Source organism: Arthrobacter sp. MDB1-55 (genome assembly GCF_059092925.1).
Genome location: NZ_JBNHID010000003.1, coordinates 240,472 through 257,894 on the forward strand (window position 1 = coordinate 240,472; position 17,423 = coordinate 257,894).

The following is a 17,423-nucleotide window of genomic DNA, read 5'->3' on the forward strand; positions in this document are numbered from 1 at the left end:
CGTCTCCCTGAAGGTCAACTTGAACTGAAATCTGTCGGTGCTTTGGGTGTCTAACGTACCGGTTTAGTGGAAGAAGTGGCGCGCGCCGGTGAAGTACATGGTGATGCCTGCAGCGTTTGCGGCGTCAATGACTTCCTGGTCGCGTACCGACCCTCCCGGCTGGACGACAGCGCGCACGCCGGCGTCAATCAGGATCTGCAGGCCGTCAGCGAACGGGAAGAACGCGTCCGACGCCGCCACCGCACCACGGGCGCGCTCGCTGCCCTCCCCCGCGAGCGTGTTGGCACGCTCCACCGCGAGCTTGCAGGAGTCCAGACGATTGACCTGGCCCATTCCGACGCCGACGGCGGCACCGTCACGGGCAAGGAGGATGGCATTGGACTTCGCGGCCCGGCACGCCGTCCAGGCAAAAGCGAGATCGGCCAGGGTCTCAGGATCCGCTGCCTCGCCCGCGGCGAGCGTCCAGTTCCCGGGATTGTCGCCATCGGCGTTCACGGTGTCGGTCACCTGGATAAGCACACCGCCGGACACCTGGCGGATCTCGGTCGGGTAGCGGTCGTAACCCTCAGGAAGGGCAAGCAAACGGATGTTTTTCTTCTGCGAGAGAATCTCCACCGCTTCAGGCTCGAACCCGGGAGCGATGACGACTTCGGTGAAGATGTCCTTCACGGTCTGCGCCATGCCGGCCGTTACGGTGCGGTTGGCTGCGATGACACCCCCGAAGGCGGACACAGGATCGCATGCGTGTGCCTTGGCGTGGGCGTCGGCAATGGGATCAGCCGCGTCAGAGGTGCCGACCGCGACACCGCACGGGTTGGCGTGCTTGATGATGGCCACTGCCGGTTCGCTGAAATCGTAGGCAGCGCGCAGGGCGGCGTCCGCGTCGACGAAGTTGTTGTAGCTCATGGCCTTGCCGTGCAGCTGATCCGCCTGGGCGATGCCCACCGGAGCTGCCTTGTCGACGTACAGGGCCGCCTGCTGGTGCGGGTTCTCACCGTAGCGAAGCACTTCGGAGCGCTCGAGCGCGAGACCGGCGTACGCAGGCCAATCAATGACGCCGTCGTCGTCCTCGTCCTGGAACTGCGTTGCCGTCCAGGTGGCGACGGCATTGTCGTAGGCGGCGGTGTGCGCGAACGCGCGGGCCGCCAAGCGCTGACGGGTCTTCAGGTCGAAGCCTCCCTCACCTGCGGCGCGGACAACGCTGCCGTAGAAGGAAGGGTCCACCACGATGCTCACGGCAGCGTGGTTCTTCGCCGCCGACCGGACCATTGCGGGGCCGCCGATATCAATCTGCTCGACGACGTCGTCCCGTGACGCACCTGACTTCACCGTCTCCACGAAGGGGTAGAGATTGACTACCACCAGGTCGAAAGCCTCGATATCCATCTCCGCCAGGGTGTCCATGTGAGCGGCGACGCGGCGGTCCGCGAGGATCCCGCCATGCACGCGCGGATGCAGGGTCTTGACGCGGCCGTCAAGCATCTCGGGAGAACCGGTGACCTCCTCAACCTGCTGAACGGGGATGCCCGCCGCGGCAATGGTCTTGGCGGTGGAGCCGGTGGAGACGATGCGCACACCTGCACCGTGCAGACCCTGAGCGAGTTCCTCCAACCCGGTCTTGTCGTAGACGGAGATCAGCGCGCGGCGGATCGGAACACGGTCAAGGTTGGTCAAAGTCACGCAGGTCTCCAGGGAATGAGTGCTGTGGGATCGTCCCCAGTCTAAAACACCGGCACGTTCCGTCCGTCGGCAGCGCGGGTCCGTTACGGTGCGTTCCTGTGAAGGCACCGCTGACTTACGGGACGGCGGTATGGTGATCGAGTTATTCGCAACGAGCCAGCAAGCGCCGGGCGGCGCTGTCAGGACGGAAACGTGAGCACTTCAACCGACCTCCCCACCGGCGACCAGGTGGTGCAGGACCTGCCCTGGCGGTGGCGTGTGCAGGGCAAGATCTTCCTGATCGGCGGCCTTGGGTTCATGTTCGACGCCTGGGACGTCACGCTGAACGGTTACCTCATCCCCCTGCTGTCAGAGGAATGGGGGCTGACTCCTGGAGAGGCCGCGTGGGTAGGTACCTCCAACCTGATCGGCATGGCGGTGGGAGCCTTCGCCTGGGGTTCCATTGCCGACCTGATCGGCCGGAAAAAGGCATTCACTGCGACACTGCTGATCTTCTCGCTGTTTACGGTGCTCGGTGCGCTGTCCGGTGATCTCGTCTGGTTCTGCGTCTTCCGGTTCCTCGCCGGCTTCGGATTGGGTGGGTGTATCCCGGTGGACTACGCGCTTGTCGGGGAGTTCACGCCACGAAAGCACCGTGGACGGGTCCTCACTGCCATGGACGGCTGGTGGCCCATCGGTGCAGCCCTGTGCGGGGTGGTGTCCGCAATCCTGATCGCCGCATTCGGCGATTGGCGTTACCTGATGCTCGTCATGGTGCTGCCTGCCCTCCTGGTGTTCTGGGTTCGGCGGTCAGTGCCTGAGTCACCCCTCTACCTTGTGCAGCGGGGACGCACCAGTGAGGCCAAGGCGGTGATCGACCAGCTGGTCGAAAGCACCGGAGCACGGGTCCGCGAATGGCGGCTGCCGCCCGCCGGGAACGATCCGCGGCTCACGCTTGGAGGGCTCACCGGTCAGTTCACCGCCCTGTGGCGATTCAACTGGCGCATCACCCTCGCGGCATGGGGTCTGTTCCTGTCGATCCTGCTGGTCTACTACGGAGCCCTGACCTGGATGCCGCAGATCCTCATCGCCGCGGGGTACCGGCAGTCGGTGGCCTTCCTGACCACGGCGGGCATGACAGGCATCGGCTTCCTCGGCGTCGTTGCCGCCGCCCTTCTGGTGGAGCGGGTGGGCAGGAAGTGGATCCTGGCGGTGTCCGGTCCGCTGTCCGCCGTCGTGCTGGTGATCTTCGCGCTGACCGTTGACCTCCCGGCAGTGGCGACGGCCTGGCTGCTGGCTTTCGGCTTCACCATCCAGGTGGCCATCCCTGTGCTCTACACCTACGTGTCCGAGCTGTACCCCACCGAGCTGCGCGGCTCCGGTTTCGGATGGGCGTCCACGGTGTCCAGGGTGGGCGCGGGACTGGTGCCGCTCATCTTCGGGTCCCTGCTGTGGCCCTACCTCGGGCTGCCGCTGACGTTCGCGGTGACGGGCGTGCTGGTTCTGGTCGCCGTACTGTGGATGGCGTTCAACGCGCCGGAGACCCGTGGAGCCCGCATTTGAGTTGACAGCAAATGTGACCTGAGACACGCTTTGGTGGTTCTTTCCACTTCTGGAGGTCTCATGATTACCCGCAACGCTACCGTCGTCGTGCTTGCATCGCTGCTGGCCGCGACCGGTACTGCACTACCCGCCCAGGCCAAGACCGCCGGCCACGATAAAACCGCCGCCACGGCCGAGGCGCTGCAGTCGCTGCGCGCACCGGTCACCGACGAGAACTTCTACTTCGTGATGGCTGACCGCTTTGCCAACGGCACCCCAACCAACGACGACGGCGGCCTGGGTTCCAACCCGATGGTGTCCGGTTTCGATCCCACCGGGAAAGGCTTCTACAACGGCGGCGATCTGAAAGGTCTGCTCGACCGGCTGGACTACATCGAGGGGCTCGGCACCACCTCGATCTGGCTGACGCCCAGTTTCAAGAACAAGGCTGTGCAGGCTGAGGACAACTCGGCCGGTTACCACGGCTATTGGATCACCGACTTCACGCAGATCGACCCGCATCTGGGCACCAACGAAGACCTCAAGGCGCTCATCGACGAAGCGCACTCCCGCGGGATGAAGGTTTACTTCGACATCATCACCAACCACACCGCCGACGTCATCGGGTACGAGGAGGGTGCCCGCATGCCCTACGTTTCCAAGGACGAGGAGCCCTACCGCACCGCGGACGGGGTCCCGTTCGATGACCGCGACGTGGCCGGCAGCGACAGCTTCCCGGCCCTCGGTCCGTCGGTTTCCTTCCCCTACACTCCGGTACTGGAGCCGGGCGAGGAGAACCTCAAGGTTCCGGAATGGCTCAACGACCCGACGCTCTACCACAACCGCGGCGACACCACCTTCGCAGGTGAGGATGCCTACTACGGCGACTTTTTCGGGCTCGACGACCTCTTCACCGAGCATCCCGTCGTCGTGGACGGCATGAAGGAGATCTACCAGGCCTGGATCGCCGACTTCGGCGTGGACGGGTTCCGCATCGACACCATGAAGCACGTGAACGACGAGTTCTGGCAGGAGTTCGGACCGGACGTCCTTGACTTCGCCCATGAACAGGGCAAGGACGAGTTCTTCATGTTCGGAGAAGTCTTCGACACCAGCAAGGACTTCACCTCGCAATACACCACGCGCAACTCCATGCAGTCCGTGCTCGACTTCCCGTTCCAGGAGGCGGCCCGCAGCTTTGCGTCCCGCGGTGCGGACGCCGGGCAGCTTGAGCAATTCTTCGTCGATGATGACTGGTACACCGACGCCGACTCCAACGCCTACAGCCTGCCCACCTTCCTGGGCAATCACGACATGGGCCGCATCGGCGGGTTCCTCAAGGCCGACAATCCGGACGCCGGCGAGGAAGAGCTGCTCGCCCGTGATGGACTGGCGCACGAGCTGATGTACTTCTCGCGCGGCAATCCTGTCATCTACTACGGCGACGAGCAGGGCTTCACCGGGCCCGGCGGAGACCAGGACGCACGCCAGACGCTTTTCGCCAGCCAGGTGCCCGACTATCTCGATGACGACCTCCTGGGCACCGAAGCAACCCATGCGCAGGACAACTTCGATACGCAGCACCCGCTCTACCGGACTATCGGCGCCCTCGCCAAGGTCACCGCGGACCACCCTGCGCTGCGCAACGGGGCACACCAGCACCGCTATGCTGCGGACGGAGCGGGCATTTACGCCTTCTCACGGATCGACTCCCAGCGTCAGCGCGAGTACGTCGTCGCGCTCAACAACAGCGAGGAAGTCCAGACCGCCCAGATTCCGACCTACATGCCGTCGCGGACCTTCAGCTCCATCTACGGTGAGGGGCCTGACCGCGTGAAGTCGGCCCGCAACGGTAACATCACCGTAACGGTGCCGCCGCTATCCGCGGTCGTCTACGAGGCTTCCGGCCGCATCCCGGCCTCGAAGGCCGCTCCGGCGATCAACCTTGCCCAACCGGCGCCGGCGGATGGTGACAACGGGCGCATGCTGGTGGAAGCCGACGTCGCCGGTTCCTCCTTCTACCAGGTGTCCTTCGAAGCACGCGCGGCGGGCGGCGACTGGACGCCGATCGGAACGGATGACAACGCGCCGTACCGCGTCTTCCACGACGTCGCGGCGTTGGACCAGGGCACGCCGCTCGAGTACCGCGCAGTCGTTCTCGACAACAAGGGTCATACGGCCGGCAGCGGGACTGTCACGGCCGTTGCACCGGAACCCCTGGTGACCCTCGAGGCTCCGTCCGAAAATGCGCGGGTTCGGGACACAGTGGAACTCAGCGCTGTGGCGGACCCCGAGAAGGCGACCAACGTGGTGTCCTTCGAGCGCAGCGTGGACGGCGGCGAATGGGAGGAAATCGGTTCGGACAGCTCCTCCCCCGCGTATACGTTGACGGATGACATCTCTGCCCTGAACCTCCCGGACGACACGCAGCTGCAGTACCGCGCCGTGCTTGGCGAATCGGTCAGCAACGTTCGAACTGTCACCATCGGCGATCCCGAGGTGGCGCAACCGGACGCAGTGTCGGTGCCCGGCAGCCTCAACTCAGAGATGAACTGCATCGACGGGGACTGGCAGCCGGCCTGTGATGAGGCGCAAATGACCCTGGGCGACGACGGGCTATGGCGACTCACGGCGGATCTCCCGGCGGGGACCTACGAGTACAAGGTCGCCATCAACAAGGGCTGGACCGAGAACTACGGTGCCGGCGGTGCCCCCAACGGCAACAACCTGACTCTGGAACACCCCGCCTCAGGGCCGGTGACGTTCGTGTACGACCACTACACGCACATCATCAGCGTGGAGTAACCCGCCTCTGCATCGAGTGGGCGCTGAGGACGGCGATTGCGCGCAAACGCCGTTATCGGCGCCCACTCGATGCAGTTAAGGCAAGGTCATGAAGGGTCTCGATCAGGAGGGCGCGTTCCTGCACCTTGATGCGCTCGTGCAGGGAATCTTCCGTGTCATCGTCGAGCACGGGCACCGCTGCCTGCGCAAGGATGGGGCCGGTATCGACTCCGGCGTCCGCGATCATCACGGTGCAGCCGGTGACCTTGACCCCATAGGCGAGCGCGTCGCGGACCCCGTGTGCGCCGGGAAAGCTGGGGAGCAGTGCGGGGTGGGTGTTGAGGTACCGGTTAGGGAACCGGTCCAGGAACCCCTGATTGACGATGCGCATGAACCCGGAGGAAATCACATAGTCGGGCTCGAAGGCGGCTGTGCGCTCCGTCAGTTCAGCGTTCCACTCAGCACGGTCGCTGAACTGCTTGAAGTCCACGACGAAGGTAGGAATGCCGGCGGCGGCTGCGCGCTCAACGCCGTAAGTATCCGGCCGATCGGCACCAACGGCCGCAATCTCGACCGGTAACCGGCCAGCCTGGACGGCGTCGATGACGGCCTGAAGGTTGGAACCCGTACCCGAGACAAGAACAACAATGCGCATGGGATACAAGCCTACTGGCCGGGCGACAGCGCAGGGGCACCCTCTGTTCTAGGGTTGAACCATGAACAATCCTGCGCCTTCCAACCCTTCGGCACGGCCCACCAAGCCGCCACGGCAGTCTTCGCCGCCGTCGGATAAGGAGCTCGCAGAAACGCGGAGACTGTTGCGCGTCTTCATGTTGCTCCTCCTCGGCACTCTCCTCACCGCAAATTTCCCGCTGCCCTGGAAGGTGCTCGGCCTTCTTTTCGGCCTGGCAGCCCTCACGGTCGGGATCCTCGCCATGGTCAACCTCGTGCGGCAGAAAGCCCCCGCGCTGGTGCGGGTCTCTACGACGGTTGGCCTGGTCGCCAGCCTCCTGCTCACCATGGCGACGGGCGCGGCCGTCCTGCTGTGGCCGTTGACGGCCCAGTACGAGGAATGCATGGCCTCTGCCCTTACCTCGAAGGCGCAACGGCAGTGCGAGGAGGACCTGCGCAACCTGAACGGCTTGCTGGAACCTCGCTCGTTAGCTCCCGGACAGGAGGACCCATGGTCGACGTCGTAACCTCCATCACGATCGACCGCCCACTCCAGCAGATGGCGTCCTATGCGGCAGATCCCGCGAACGCGCCCGAGTGGTACGTGAACATTGATTCCTCCCGGTGGCTGACCGAGCCCGTCCTCGAGGTAGGTTCGTGCGTGGCCTTCTCTGCGAGGTTCCTGGGCCGAACGCTCTCCTACGTCTACGAGATCGCGCAGTTCGATCCCCTGGAGCGGCTTGTGATGCGTACCGCCGAGGGACCTTTCCCGATGCAGACCACCTACAGCTGGGAGGCCGCCGGACCATCCACCACCCGGATGGAATTGCGTAACACCGGACGTCCACGCGGGTTCTTCCGGCTGCTCGGCCCCCTCCTTGGGAAGACGATGCACACAGCGAATGCGAAGGATCTGCAGAACTTGAAGCGGCTGCTTGAGTCGAGCTGAGCGGCTTAGCGCGACTCCCGCTCCAGCAGGGGCCCGGCCGCATAACCAATGACGACGCCGGCCGCCACCTCTGCCGCCACCCACAGTCCCGTCCACACCGGATCGGGGCCAAGGTCAACGAACCGTCCAACTCCCAGCGAAGCCCGCGACAGCAGGGCCAGCAAGGCCGCGCCGACGCCGGCCAACACACCCACGAACAACCCCAGCGTCACCGACGACACCGCGGCTGTGAACCAGCGCGCGCTCACCTTCAGCTGGAGCCACTCATCGAAATGGTTCTCGCCTTCGCGGAAGAACCACCAGCCCGCCAGGACGCCCGCTACGACCGGAATCGCGAGCGCAACCAGCCCATACTCCAGCGGTCCCGACGGAACGGCGCCGAGAATGGGCACCGCGGGCAGCGGCCCCGCTGTAGTCGCCAACGGGCTGATGGAGCTGCCTGCCCCCAGCGCGAAGCCTGCTCCGGAGGACCATGCGAGGCTCCACACCATGAGGTTGGGCAGGAAGCCGAGCTGGCCGACTGTTATGACGGCGCTGCCGACTATTCCGGCGTCGAGCCTCTCGTAGATTGTGGCGCTCGCCGCCCAGTGAATAGCCAGCGCCACGGCCAGCAGGAGGGCCGACAACCCGAGCGCAGAAACCGTCGCCAGGAAAGCGGCGCGAACGGCGGACCAGACGTAGGAACCCGCCCAACGGGAGGACTGGCTCGTCGTCGCAATCCAGTCAGCGAGGTTCACGCCGATCAGCCGCCCCCAGGAACCCGCTTCGCGGTAGGCGCCGATGATCATGCCCGCACCGGCTGCGATGAGCGGCAGGCAGGCGGCAGCCACGGGCGACGCTGAGGTAGCGCCGTCGTCGGCCAGGTAGGCAGCTCCGAACCCGAAGAGGGCATAAACGGCCAGGGCGCCGAGGAGTGCCTGCCAGAGCTGGTCCGTATAGGAGGCACGGGCAAGACGCCGGCCTGCGCGCCATGCGAGGAGGAACGGGATCAGGGTGAGTCCGAGGGGCACTGCCCAGAGAAGACTCGAACCGCCCTCGGGGAGTGTGAGCTGCAGCGGCACACCGTGCAGCACCAACCAGGACTGTGCAGCGAGCTGCACAGTTCCCAACGCGTCACGTCCGGCGAAACCACCCGTCAGCCACGCGGCGCCGAGAGGGATCAGGACAATCAGCGCGGAAATAACTGCGGCCTGTCCCAGCTCGAAGGCACCCTGCAGCCACAGGGGCATGGGAATCGCACGGGGCTTGGTGGGGAGTTTCATCCCTTCCATGGTGCCACCGGCTGCGGTACCCGCCGCTGAACGACTCGGCGACCTGGCTCACGGGCACTGGAGCCGGCGCATGCCGGAACGTCAGCCGAGCAGGTCGATGATGCCCTTGATGAGCGCTGTGGCAGCCCCCAGGAAAGCTATGACGACGACGGCGAACCGGGCGTGCCGGTCACGGATGTACTTGGCGAGGCGCTCCCCCGCAAGGATCCCCACGATGATCGACAGGGGTATGAGGATCCACATCCAGGTTTCAAGAGGCGGCACTCCACCCGGGTCAATGAGGAGTTTGACCAGTATGGTGGCTGAGCCGATCACGGTGAAGAAGGGCTGCAGGGTGGCGGCGAACGGCCGTTGCGGCCACCGCGACAGCAGCGCGTAGGCGCTCACGGCCGGCCCGCCCACACCGGCCATGGAGTTGGTCAGGCCGGAAGCAAGTCCCGCAACGGCCTTCGAACGGTTCCCCGTCAGCACCACGGAGGAGCGCTGCAGCAGCAGCGAAGCGGTCAGGGCCACCAGCACGACGGCGCCCACTGTCACCGCGAGCGGCGCGCTCGGCAGCCCCACCGCCGCGAAAGACCCCGCGACGGAACCTAACACCGCCGGAATGGCCAGCCACCGGAACATGCCCCAGTCGATGTCCTTCCACACACGGGGGGTGATGAGAGCGGAGGAGACGACTCCACAGATGTTGATGAGGAGCACACCCTCATGCGGGCCGAGGATCAGCACAAGAAAGGGAGAGACGAGCAGCGCGAAGCCCAGTCCGGCAATGCGCTGGGCGACCGCACCCACCACGATGAGTGCCAGAACGAGGATGAAGAGCGCTAACGTCACTTGGATACAGTACGCCGGGGCAACGGTTACGCTGGCACGATGAGCCATGCTGCGACGGTCCTCAACACTGCACACTGGCGCCGGGAGGTCTTTGCGCTCTACCGGGAGGTCCGGGATACAGCGGCGACCGGCTCCCCTGCCCTCGCCCACGCCCACTGGCGCACCGGCCGAGACAGGCTCTTCGCCGGCCATCCGGCGTCGCCCCTCTCCGCCGAGGTCCAGCGGAACTTCGCCGGCCTGCCGGTGGCTCCCTACGACCCCGACTTCCGCTTCGAGGCGAACATCGACGACGACGGCGCCGGCCAGCACATGGAGGTCCCGACCGGAACCGATGGGGTGGTGCCCTTCGAGCGGCTCGGCACTGTGGTGCTCGACGGCGTCGGCAGGCTTGCGCTATGGCGGCTGAAGTCCTACGGTGGCGGCCTTTTCCTGCCGCTCCGTGACGGCTCGTCCGGGGCGGACCGCGGTAGCTACGGCGGCGGCCGGTACGTGCTGGACACCATCAAGGGTGCGCACCTCGGTGAGCGTGACGGCCGGCTGATCGTAGACCTGAACTTCGCCTACAACCCCTCCTGCGCCTACGACGAGGCATGGGCATGCCCGCTCCCGGGCCCTGCCAACCGGCTCGAGGTTTCCCTGCCGGTCGGGGAGCTGTACACCGCCTCCTGAGCCAGAGTTCACTTCGCTGCAACCTCCTGCTCGCCGGACGCACAGACCGCGGTGCCAGTATCGACGACGTGAGAGTTGCCGTGGTTGCCGAATCATTCCTTCCGCACATGAACGGGGTGACGCACTCCCTCCTGAAGGTCCTGGCCCACCTCCGAAGCCGGGGTGATGAGGTGCTGGTGATCGCTCCGTCGTCGTCCTGGCTGGATAAATCCTCCTGGTCCGAGAAGCCGGGCTTCCCGGAGAACGTTGCGCCCTCGTCGGTCGAGGGCTACCCGGTCGTGACACTGCCCTCGGTCCCGCTGACCGGGTATGCGAACGTGCGTCTGGCCGCCGGCACGGTTGCCAGGGTTCGAAGGATCCTCGCGGACTTCTCACCCGACGTGGTCCACGTGGCCTCGCCCTTTGTCCTGGGGTGGCGTGCGGTGCAGGCGGCGGGGCAGCTCGGCATTCCCACCGTGTCCATCTATCAGACCGAGATTCCCGCGTACGCCGCCCGTTACGGCGTGCCGTGGTTGGAGAACATGCTGTGGCAGCGGGTGGAGAATATCCATCAGGGCTCCACGCTGACCCTCGCGCCGTCGTCGTTCGCGTTGCAACAGCTCGAATCCCGCGGCATCCCTCGCCTGCGGCTCTGGCGCCGCGGTGTCGATACCGCGCGGTTCACGCCCGCCAAGCGCGACGGCGACTGGCGCCGTAGCGTCGTCGCTGGACGCCCGCTCGGATCGAAGATCATCGGTTACGTGGGACGCCTTGCAGCTGAAAAGCAGGTGGAGGACCTCGCCGGCCTGGACGCAATTCCGGGAACCCGGCTGGTGATCGTCGGGTCGGGGCCGGCGAAGGAATCCCTGCAACAGAAACTCCCGGGCGCATACTTTGCAGGGTTCCAGTCCGGTGACGACCTCGCACGGACGATGGCGTCCTTCGACATTTTCGTTCACCCCGGGGAGTCAGAGACGTTCTGCCAGACCATTCAGGAGGCGATGGCTTCAGGAGTGCCGGTCGTCGCCGTCGGTCGCGGCGGCCCGCTGGATCTTGTTGATTCCTCACGGACCGGCTGGCTGTACCCGCCCGGCAAACTGGATCAGCTTCATGCCGGGGTGATGGACCTTCTCGGGGACGACACCAAGCGCCGCGCGTTCGGACGTGCCGCGTATGCCGCGGTACAGGGCAGAACGTGGCCGGTACTGTGCGAGCAGCTCGTGTCCCATTATGCCGAAGCGATCCAGGTGCATAGCCAAACCCCCGTCAGCCGTCGGGGTACCTACGCTGTCAGCTAGCTGGTTGTTGGAACCGGCACAGCAGCGCCGCACAAGCGAAGCAGGCTGAGTATTTGTGGCACACTGGCCGCATGCAGACCTTTCTGCCCTATCCGGACTTCGCAGCCAGCGCCGCCGTTCTCGATCAGGCCAGGCTGGGCAAACAGCGGGTTGAGACACTGCAGATTCTGCGGGCCCTGGTGCTGCCGGACTACGGCTGGCGCAGCCACCCGGTCACCCGGATGTGGATGGGATACGTACCGGCGCTGACGGTCTATGGACTGGCCATGGTCCGCGAATGGGTGTCGCGCGGGCACGCGGACAGCACCGCGGCCCTGGTCAGCGAGTTCGCCCCCGATTCGGCTGCCGCGTTCGAGGCGGGCACTGGACCCGAGCCCGCCATGCCCCCGTGGCTGGGCAACGCGGAGGTACATGTCAGCCATCAGTCGAACCTCATCCAGAAGGCCCCCGAGCTCTACCGCGAGCGCTTCCCGGGGACGCCGGATAACCTTCCCTATTCATGGCCGGAACCGGAGCTGGAACTCATCCCGGTGGAGCCGACCGGCGAGCGGCTCTGGATCTGGCACGGTCCGCTGGATGGGCCCGACGGTGACGCGCTGCTTCTCCCCGGTCACCCGCCCGCTGGTCGGGCGGTGCCGAAATGGTCCCGGCAGTACGCCGCTTTCACTGAACTCGCTCGTGAAGGTGACGCCGCCGCCGTCGTCATGGATGGCGGTGCACGCCTCCGGCGAGGCACGCTGGGCCCGCTGACTATCGACCCTGCCCAGTCCGACGACGACGTTCCCGGTACTGCGCGCCGGCCCATCTTACTGTCGGGCTGGCTGAGGCGCAGCGACTTTGAGTACCCGGCGCTTCTGCAGGACCCGCGCCGCTTCTACGCCGTGGAAGCCTCTGCGACACGGGGGTAGGGCGGCTAGAGTCCGTAGAGCTCGAACCCGACCGCCGAGATCCCCTCGCCGTCCGAATTCCGGCTCGTGGCCCAGCGGACCTGTTCGGTTGCCTGCTCCTCCACCGGTCTGCTGTCCAGTGCCTGCAGGTACTTCGCGTGGGCTGCGAGGGAGAGGATGGCCTTCTCGACACTGGCCTCGCTCACCGGCATGGCGTGCGTGGGGTTCATGCTCAGGATCGCCGTCCACTTCACCTGGTGGCGCGGACCGTCGAGGTCGGGGAAGATCCACTCGTTGGCGGCATCGGCGACGGCGTTGAGCACTGAGCGTCCTAGTGCCCGGTGGTCCTCCGAGTTCCACATGCCCCGCCCCCACGTGTCACCGTGGTTCAGGGTCACGACGCCGTCGGGCCGGTGTCTGCGGATAGCGGCGGCGAGGTCGCGGCGGAGATCGAGCGACTCAGTCAGGCGCCCGTCCGGGTAGTCAAGGAACTCCAGCACATCGACCCCGACGAGGTCGCAGGCAGCGCGCTGCTCCCCCTCGCGTAGCGGTCCGCTCTCCGCGGGCGGCAGACCCGCGATCCCGGCCTCGCCGCGCGTGGCAAGCACGTAGCGAACCTCCTTGCCCTGCGCGATCCACTCGGCGACCGCCGCCGAGGTGCCGTATTCGGGATCATCCGGGTGAGCCATGAGTACGAGTGCGCGCTGCCAGTCCGTTGGGAAAGGCTCCAGCGTCACAGCGCGCCTCCGGCTGCTTCGGGCATGTTCGGATCATGGCCGGAATCACCCACTGTTTCCCGGGCAAGGAAATTCTCGATGTCGAACAGGTTGTCCGCCCGCTCGACGATGGTGAGGAGCGTCGACATGGACGCGACTTCTTCAACCTGCTCCTTGAGGAACCAGAGCATGAACTGCTCCCCCAAAGCGTCGGTCTCCGCCCGGGCTCTCGCGAACAGGGCCTCGATATCCGCAGTCACCTGCTTCTCCTGTGCAAGGGCGAGGGAGATCGGCTCGACGACAGACGTGAAGTCGTTCCGTACGGGTCCAACTCCGGGGATCTGCACTTTCTGACCCCTGTCGAGCATGTATTGGACCATCATGAGAGCGTGGTTTCGCTCCTCCAGCGACTGTCTGTAGAAGTGCGCGGCCAGGCGCGGAAGGTCCTGGCCGTCGAACCACACAGCGGTAGCCAGGTACTGTTGCGACGCTGCGAACTCGTTGCCGATCTGCCGGGTCAGCAGGTCAGTGAAGGTTGTCTCGGCCATGGTTCCCTCCGTTGCAGGCTTTCCCCGCGGTGGACTGCTCTCCTGTAGGTCGGGGTCCCTGTAGGCAGGCTTATCATTGGAGCAGCAGCCGTGCAAGCAATCTGTGAATGCACCGGTGATACCGCATGTCCTGATAACCGTTGGAGGATCCCATTACAGATACCGCCGCCCAGCATGACATTTACTTCGGCGCACCCGAAGTGGAGAACGACGCCGAACTGCTCGAGTCTGCCTCCAGTGCCGCCGTCGCGAGACTGAATGACCGCGATGACATCACTACCGTCAAGCGCCGGTTCGCGCTCATCAATACGGACACAACACCGCATCAGGCAATGGTGGAGGATCTGTTGTTCATCCGGGAGGCGCTCGAGCGTGCCGGTTTGGAGTATCTGCTGGTTCGGGGAAACGACGAGCGTCCCGTCGTCGCGGTTGACTTGAAGCACCGGGAACGGCTGCGGGAGGCACTCGTTGAAGCGTGCCGCAACGAGCCCTTCTATTCCAGGACCGTTGACACGAAGCGGCGGACCACGCTGCTGGTGGCCGACGGCGCACTGTCGCCCAGCGACAAGGCGCGGATCTTCCGGTTATTCCGTCCCCGCATCGAGCCGATCGGCGGGCTGACCTTTGGCCCGTCCGCCGGCGTGCAGATCGAGCTGTGGTCCCTCGACGGCGACCGCATCGTGCTGCCCATGGAGAACTCGCTGACGCGGCGCACCCTCCCGTCCAACGAGGTGGTGCGCGGATCCGTCAACCGCCACGGCCTGGTCTGGCCGACCATCGACAACATGTTCGCGGATCACGCGACCGACATCGACTTCGACATCGACCTCGTCTTCAGCTGGGTGGACGGCAGCTCCCCTGAGTACCTGGCGGCCCGCGCCGCCCGCATGAAGAACGTCATCGTGGGTGAAGGTGATGACCACGAGGCTCGCTACCGGCAGATCAACGAACTGAAGTACGCGCTGCGCTCGGTCTACATGTTCGCGCCGTGGATCCGCCGCATCTTCATTGCTACCGACTCCGCCCGTCCGGAGTGGCTGGCCGACCACCCGTCGGTCACGCTGGTGCCGTCTGAGGAGCATTTCAAGGATCCCTCGGTACTGCCGACCTACAACTCACAGGCCGTCGAGTGCCAACTGCACCACATTCCCGGGCTGTCGGAGTATTTCCTGTACTCGAACGACGACATGTTCTTCGGCCGTCCCGTGGGTCCGGACATGTTCTTCTCCCCCGGCGGGATCACCAAGTTCATCCAGGCCGATACCCGGATCGGGCTGGGCGAGAACGATGCAGAGCGCAGCGGATTCGAGAACGCAGCCCGGGTGAACCGCCGCCTGCTCCACGAGCGATTCGGCCGCATCACCACCCGCCATCTGGAGCACACGGCGGCTCCGCTGCGCAAAAGCGTCATGTTCGAAATGGAGGACGAGTTCGCCGAGGAATTCGCGGCGACGGCTGCGTCAAAGTTCCGCGCGAAGGACAACATCTCCGTCACCAATTCGCTGTACCACTATTACGCCCTGCTGACCGGCCGCGCCGTGACCCAGGAATCGGCGAAGGTGAAGTACATCGACACCACCATGCGTTCTGGCCTTCGACAGCTCCACAAGTTGCTGGACAAGCGCAACATGGACCTGTTCTGCCTCAACGACGGCAGCTTCCCGGAGATCCCCGCCGAGGAGCGTGCCCGGGTGGTGACCGATTTCCTTGAGAAGTACTTCCCGGTGAAGGCTCCCTGGGAGAAGTAGGTCAGACGCCGGTGAGCGCCTTCGCCGGCGCTGCCTCGGCGATCTGCACACCGGCGGCTTCCAGACGGCGCCGTGTCTCCTCACGGGGTACGGTTTCGCCGACGGCGGTGTGGCTGCCGACCGGAACCACGGAGTGTACGACGGTGTCCTCGTAGACGTGCACCAGGTTATAGGCCTGCGCTCCGTCGCGGCCGCGGGTTCCACCGTTGTCGTAGGTGAGGTCCTGCGTATAGCAGGTGGCCGAGGCCACGGACACCGGAATACCTGCGAACAACGCGCTGGTCGAGTAGTGCAGGTGCCCGGCCAGGATGGCGCGGACGTCGGTGTCGCGGATGACGTTCGCCAGCCGGTTCTGGTCACGGAGCTCCACCAGTACCGCGAGGTCCTGAACACACGGAACCGGCGGATGGTGCAGGGCGAGGATGGTACCGAAGGGCGCAGGGGTAAGGAGCTCGTTGGCAAGCCAGACCAGCTGCTCATGGCTGATCTCACCGTAATGGTGACCCGGCACCGTGGAGTCCAGCGTGATGATCCGCAGTCCGTTGATCAGGTAGCTGCGGTCGAGGGGGGCCGTGTCCGCGGGCTCCCTCAGCAGTTCGCTGCGGAGCGTCGCCCGGTCGTCATGGTTGCCCATCGCCCAGATGACCTCGGCGCCAAGCTTTCGGGCAGCAGGGTCAACGATGGTGCGGAGCTTCGCGTAGGCCTCGGCCTCTCCCTTGTCTGCAAGGTCGCCCGTAAAGACAATCGCGTCCGGTCGTGACCCGGATGCTTCCAGATCGTCGAAAATCTGCCGGAGCCGCGCTTCGCTGTCCACCGCCCCATACAGGGGTTCAGTGCCACCCACCAGATGGGTGTCGCTCATATGCAGGATGAAATGTTGCGGCCGTGGGTGCTCGGCCGTCCGGAAGTTCATGATCGCCTTCTCGATAGCTCGAATAGCTTTCACTCATTTAACATTCATCAAAGCAGAGGCATTCCTACCTTGAGTTGAACGTCACACGGCGAGTCCGTTAATACTTCTCCGCCGGATGGGACCTCGTGACAGTTATTCGGATCCGCTGTGAGACGGGATGGCCCGGTACCATCCGATAGTGGAGTTTTTGGCGCAGTGGTGGGATCGGATTGTCGCGGGGTTCAGCCGGAGCCAGCCGCCCCAGCTGACCCTGACCGAAGTTCTCCTCATCCTGTTGGCTGCGGCTGCCCTCTCCATTCCCCCTGTGACCTGGCGGTACTTCGGGCTCTTCAGCACCGTGGTCCACGAGCTTGGCCATGCCTTCGCCGCACTGGTCGCCGGAAGCCGTGTCACCGGCATCCGACTCAACTTTGACCACTCAGGACTCACCACCTCGTTCGGCCGCCCGGGCTGGCGCACAGCATGGGCAACATTCTGGGGGTACCCGGTGCCCGCCGTCGTCGGCTCCGTCCTTGTCTGGTGCGGTTTCGCAGGCTGGGCGCCTGCGGCGCTCTCGGTGGGGGCGCTGATGCTGCTGCTCGCCCTGCTGTTCATCCGCAATGCCGGCGGTGTGCTCATCCTCCTGGGTGCGGTGGCCGTTTCGGCCGTCCTCGTGGCAGCCGTTCCCGCCGAATTCAGCGGCCACGTGGTGGTTGCGCTCGGAGTGGCGCTGCTGGTCGGCTCCGTCCGCGACCTTGGCAAGGTCGCCAACGTCCACCTACGACGACGGCGGGAGCGCGGACAGTCCGATGCTTACCTTCTGTACCGCTCGACGGGGATTCCTGCTGCAGTCTGGCTGGTCCTGTTCACGGCGGTGATCGGCGGGTCGATCGCGTGGGCGTGGACCGTCGTCAGTTCGGGAGTGCCTGTGTCGCTGGGAATGTGAGGTTCCTGCGCTCTGAGGGCGCACCTCTG

16 protein-coding genes are annotated in these 17,423 nt (G+C 65.3%); 9 read left to right on the forward strand and 7 right to left on the reverse strand.

Features of this window, described 5'->3' with window-relative positions:
• Window positions 1–63: 63 nt before the first annotated feature.
• Window positions 64–1,680 carry a bifunctional phosphoribosylaminoimidazolecarboxamide formyltransferase/IMP cyclohydrolase gene (purH, locus tag AC5RU3_RS12690; RefSeq protein WP_309072288.1) on the reverse strand — a complete coding sequence of 539 codons (1,617 nt, stop codon included), beginning with the start codon at window positions 1,678–1,680 and terminating at the stop codon, window positions 64–66.
• Window positions 1,681–1,872: 192 nt separating this feature from the next.
• Between purH and AC5RU3_RS12695 the strand changes: the two genes are divergently transcribed.
• A complete protein-coding gene (locus tag AC5RU3_RS12695; protein WP_493965757.1) occupies window positions 1,873–3,222 on the forward strand; it encodes an MFS transporter in 1,350 nt (449 codons plus the stop codon).
• A gap of 60 nt (window positions 3,223–3,282) precedes the next feature.
• Window positions 3,283–6,006, forward strand: a complete 2,724-nt coding sequence (locus tag AC5RU3_RS12700) for an alpha-amylase family glycosyl hydrolase (protein WP_493965758.1) — start codon at window positions 3,283–3,285, stop codon at window positions 6,004–6,006.
• Between the two features lie 52 nt (window positions 6,007–6,058).
• On the opposite strand, the gene purN is transcribed toward AC5RU3_RS12700, so the two are convergent.
• Entirely contained in the window at window positions 6,059–6,640 is a 582-nt protein-coding gene (gene purN, locus AC5RU3_RS12705) for a phosphoribosylglycinamide formyltransferase (protein ID WP_493965759.1), read from the reverse strand.
• Between the two features lie 61 nt (window positions 6,641–6,701).
• Here purN and AC5RU3_RS12710 point away from each other — a divergent pair, with 61 nt between their 5' ends.
• Window positions 6,702–7,184 (forward strand): hypothetical protein, encoded by a 483-nt coding sequence (locus tag AC5RU3_RS12710; protein WP_493965760.1) that lies wholly within the window; start codon window positions 6,702–6,704, stop codon window positions 7,182–7,184.
• Window positions 7,169–7,606 (forward strand): SRPBCC family protein, encoded by a 438-nt coding sequence (locus tag AC5RU3_RS12715; RefSeq protein WP_493965761.1) that lies wholly within the window; start codon window positions 7,169–7,171, stop codon window positions 7,604–7,606. The genes AC5RU3_RS12710 and AC5RU3_RS12715 overlap by 16 nt, the downstream gene beginning before the upstream one ends.
• Window positions 7,607–7,611: 5 nt before the next feature.
• Here the strand turns inward: AC5RU3_RS12715 and AC5RU3_RS12720 are convergent, their stop codons facing one another.
• On the reverse strand, window positions 7,612–8,868 hold the full coding sequence (locus AC5RU3_RS12720) for a cell division protein PerM (protein ID WP_493965762.1): 1,257 nt from the start codon (window positions 8,866–8,868) through the stop codon (window positions 7,612–7,614).
• 90 nt (window positions 8,869–8,958) lie between these two features.
• Complete coding sequence (locus tag AC5RU3_RS12725; RefSeq protein WP_309072746.1) at window positions 8,959–9,711, reverse strand: TSUP family transporter; 753 nt, start codon at window positions 9,709–9,711, stop codon at window positions 8,959–8,961.
• A 39-nt stretch (window positions 9,712–9,750) separates the two neighbouring features.
• Between AC5RU3_RS12725 and AC5RU3_RS12730 the strand changes: the two genes are divergently transcribed.
• From AC5RU3_RS12730 to AC5RU3_RS12740, 3 genes are all read left to right on the forward strand, one after another.
• Complete coding sequence (locus tag AC5RU3_RS12730) at window positions 9,751–10,380, forward strand: DUF1684 domain-containing protein (RefSeq protein ID WP_493965763.1); 630 nt, start codon at window positions 9,751–9,753, stop codon at window positions 10,378–10,380.
• A 68-nt stretch (window positions 10,381–10,448) separates the two neighbouring features.
• On the forward strand, window positions 10,449–11,657 hold the full coding sequence (locus AC5RU3_RS12735; protein ID WP_493965764.1) for a glycosyltransferase family 4 protein: 1,209 nt from the start codon (window positions 10,449–10,451) through the stop codon (window positions 11,655–11,657).
• Window positions 11,658–11,728: 71 nt separating this feature from the next.
• The gene (locus AC5RU3_RS12740) at window positions 11,729–12,565 is read left to right on the forward strand and encodes an MSMEG_6728 family protein (RefSeq protein WP_493965765.1); all 837 of its coding nucleotides are present in this window, start codon (window positions 11,729–11,731) and stop codon (window positions 12,563–12,565) included.
• A 5-nt stretch (window positions 12,566–12,570) separates the two neighbouring features.
• Here AC5RU3_RS12740 and AC5RU3_RS12745 read toward each other — a convergent pair whose 3' ends face one another.
• Both AC5RU3_RS12745 and AC5RU3_RS12750 read right to left on the reverse strand, forming a co-directional pair.
• Window positions 12,571–13,281, reverse strand: coding sequence for a PIG-L deacetylase family protein (locus tag AC5RU3_RS12745; protein WP_458116644.1), 711 nt, complete (start codon window positions 13,279–13,281; stop codon window positions 12,571–12,573).
• On the reverse strand, window positions 13,278–13,808 hold the full coding sequence (locus AC5RU3_RS12750; RefSeq protein ID WP_309072620.1) for a ferritin: 531 nt from the start codon (window positions 13,806–13,808) through the stop codon (window positions 13,278–13,280). The genes AC5RU3_RS12745 and AC5RU3_RS12750 overlap by 4 nt, the downstream gene beginning before the upstream one ends.
• Before the next feature lie 332 nt (window positions 13,809–14,140).
• Between AC5RU3_RS12750 and AC5RU3_RS12755 the strand changes: the two genes are divergently transcribed.
• Entirely contained in the window at window positions 14,141–15,556 is a 1,416-nt protein-coding gene (locus AC5RU3_RS12755; protein ID WP_375164862.1) for a stealth family protein, read from the forward strand.
• A gap of 1 nt (window position 15,557) precedes the next feature.
• Here the strand turns inward: AC5RU3_RS12755 and AC5RU3_RS12760 are convergent, their stop codons facing one another.
• Entirely contained in the window at window positions 15,558–16,469 is a 912-nt protein-coding gene (locus AC5RU3_RS12760; RefSeq protein WP_309124773.1) for a phosphodiesterase, read from the reverse strand.
• Between the two features lie 178 nt (window positions 16,470–16,647).
• Here AC5RU3_RS12760 and AC5RU3_RS12765 point away from each other — a divergent pair, with 178 nt between their 5' ends.
• Entirely contained in the window at window positions 16,648–17,394 is a 747-nt protein-coding gene (locus AC5RU3_RS12765) for a M50 family metallopeptidase (RefSeq protein ID WP_493965766.1), read from the forward strand.
• The last annotated feature ends 29 nt before the right edge of the window (window positions 17,395–17,423 follow it).

Bases quoted from the DNA above. Each gene is read 5' to 3' on its own strand.
- AC5RU3_RS12700 (WP_493965758.1), top strand. From the start codon at position 3,283: ATGATTACCCGCAACGCTACCGTCGTCGTGCTTGCATCGCTGCTGGCC.
- purN (WP_493965759.1), bottom strand. From the start codon at position 6,640: ATGCGCATTGTTGTTCTTGTCTCGGGTACGGGTTCCAACCTTCAGGCC.
- AC5RU3_RS12710 (WP_493965760.1), top strand. From the start codon at position 6,702: ATGAACAATCCTGCGCCTTCCAACCCTTCGGCACGGCCCACCAAGCCG.
- AC5RU3_RS12715 (WP_493965761.1), top strand. From the start codon at position 7,169: ATGGTCGACGTCGTAACCTCCATCACGATCGACCGCCCACTCCAGCAG.
- AC5RU3_RS12720 (WP_493965762.1), bottom strand. From the start codon at position 8,868: ATGAAACTCCCCACCAAGCCCCGTGCGATTCCCATGCCCCTGTGGCTG.
- AC5RU3_RS12730 (WP_493965763.1), top strand. From the start codon at position 9,751: ATGAGCCATGCTGCGACGGTCCTCAACACTGCACACTGGCGCCGGGAG.
- AC5RU3_RS12740 (WP_493965765.1), top strand. From the start codon at position 11,729: ATGCAGACCTTTCTGCCCTATCCGGACTTCGCAGCCAGCGCCGCCGTT.
- AC5RU3_RS12750 (WP_309072620.1), bottom strand. From the start codon at position 13,808: ATGGCCGAGACAACCTTCACTGACCTGCTGACCCGGCAGATCGGCAAC.
- AC5RU3_RS12755 (WP_375164862.1), top strand. From the start codon at position 14,141: ATGGTGGAGGATCTGTTGTTCATCCGGGAGGCGCTCGAGCGTGCCGGT.
- AC5RU3_RS12760 (WP_309124773.1), bottom strand. From the start codon at position 16,469: ATGAACTTCCGGACGGCCGAGCACCCACGGCCGCAACATTTCATCCTG.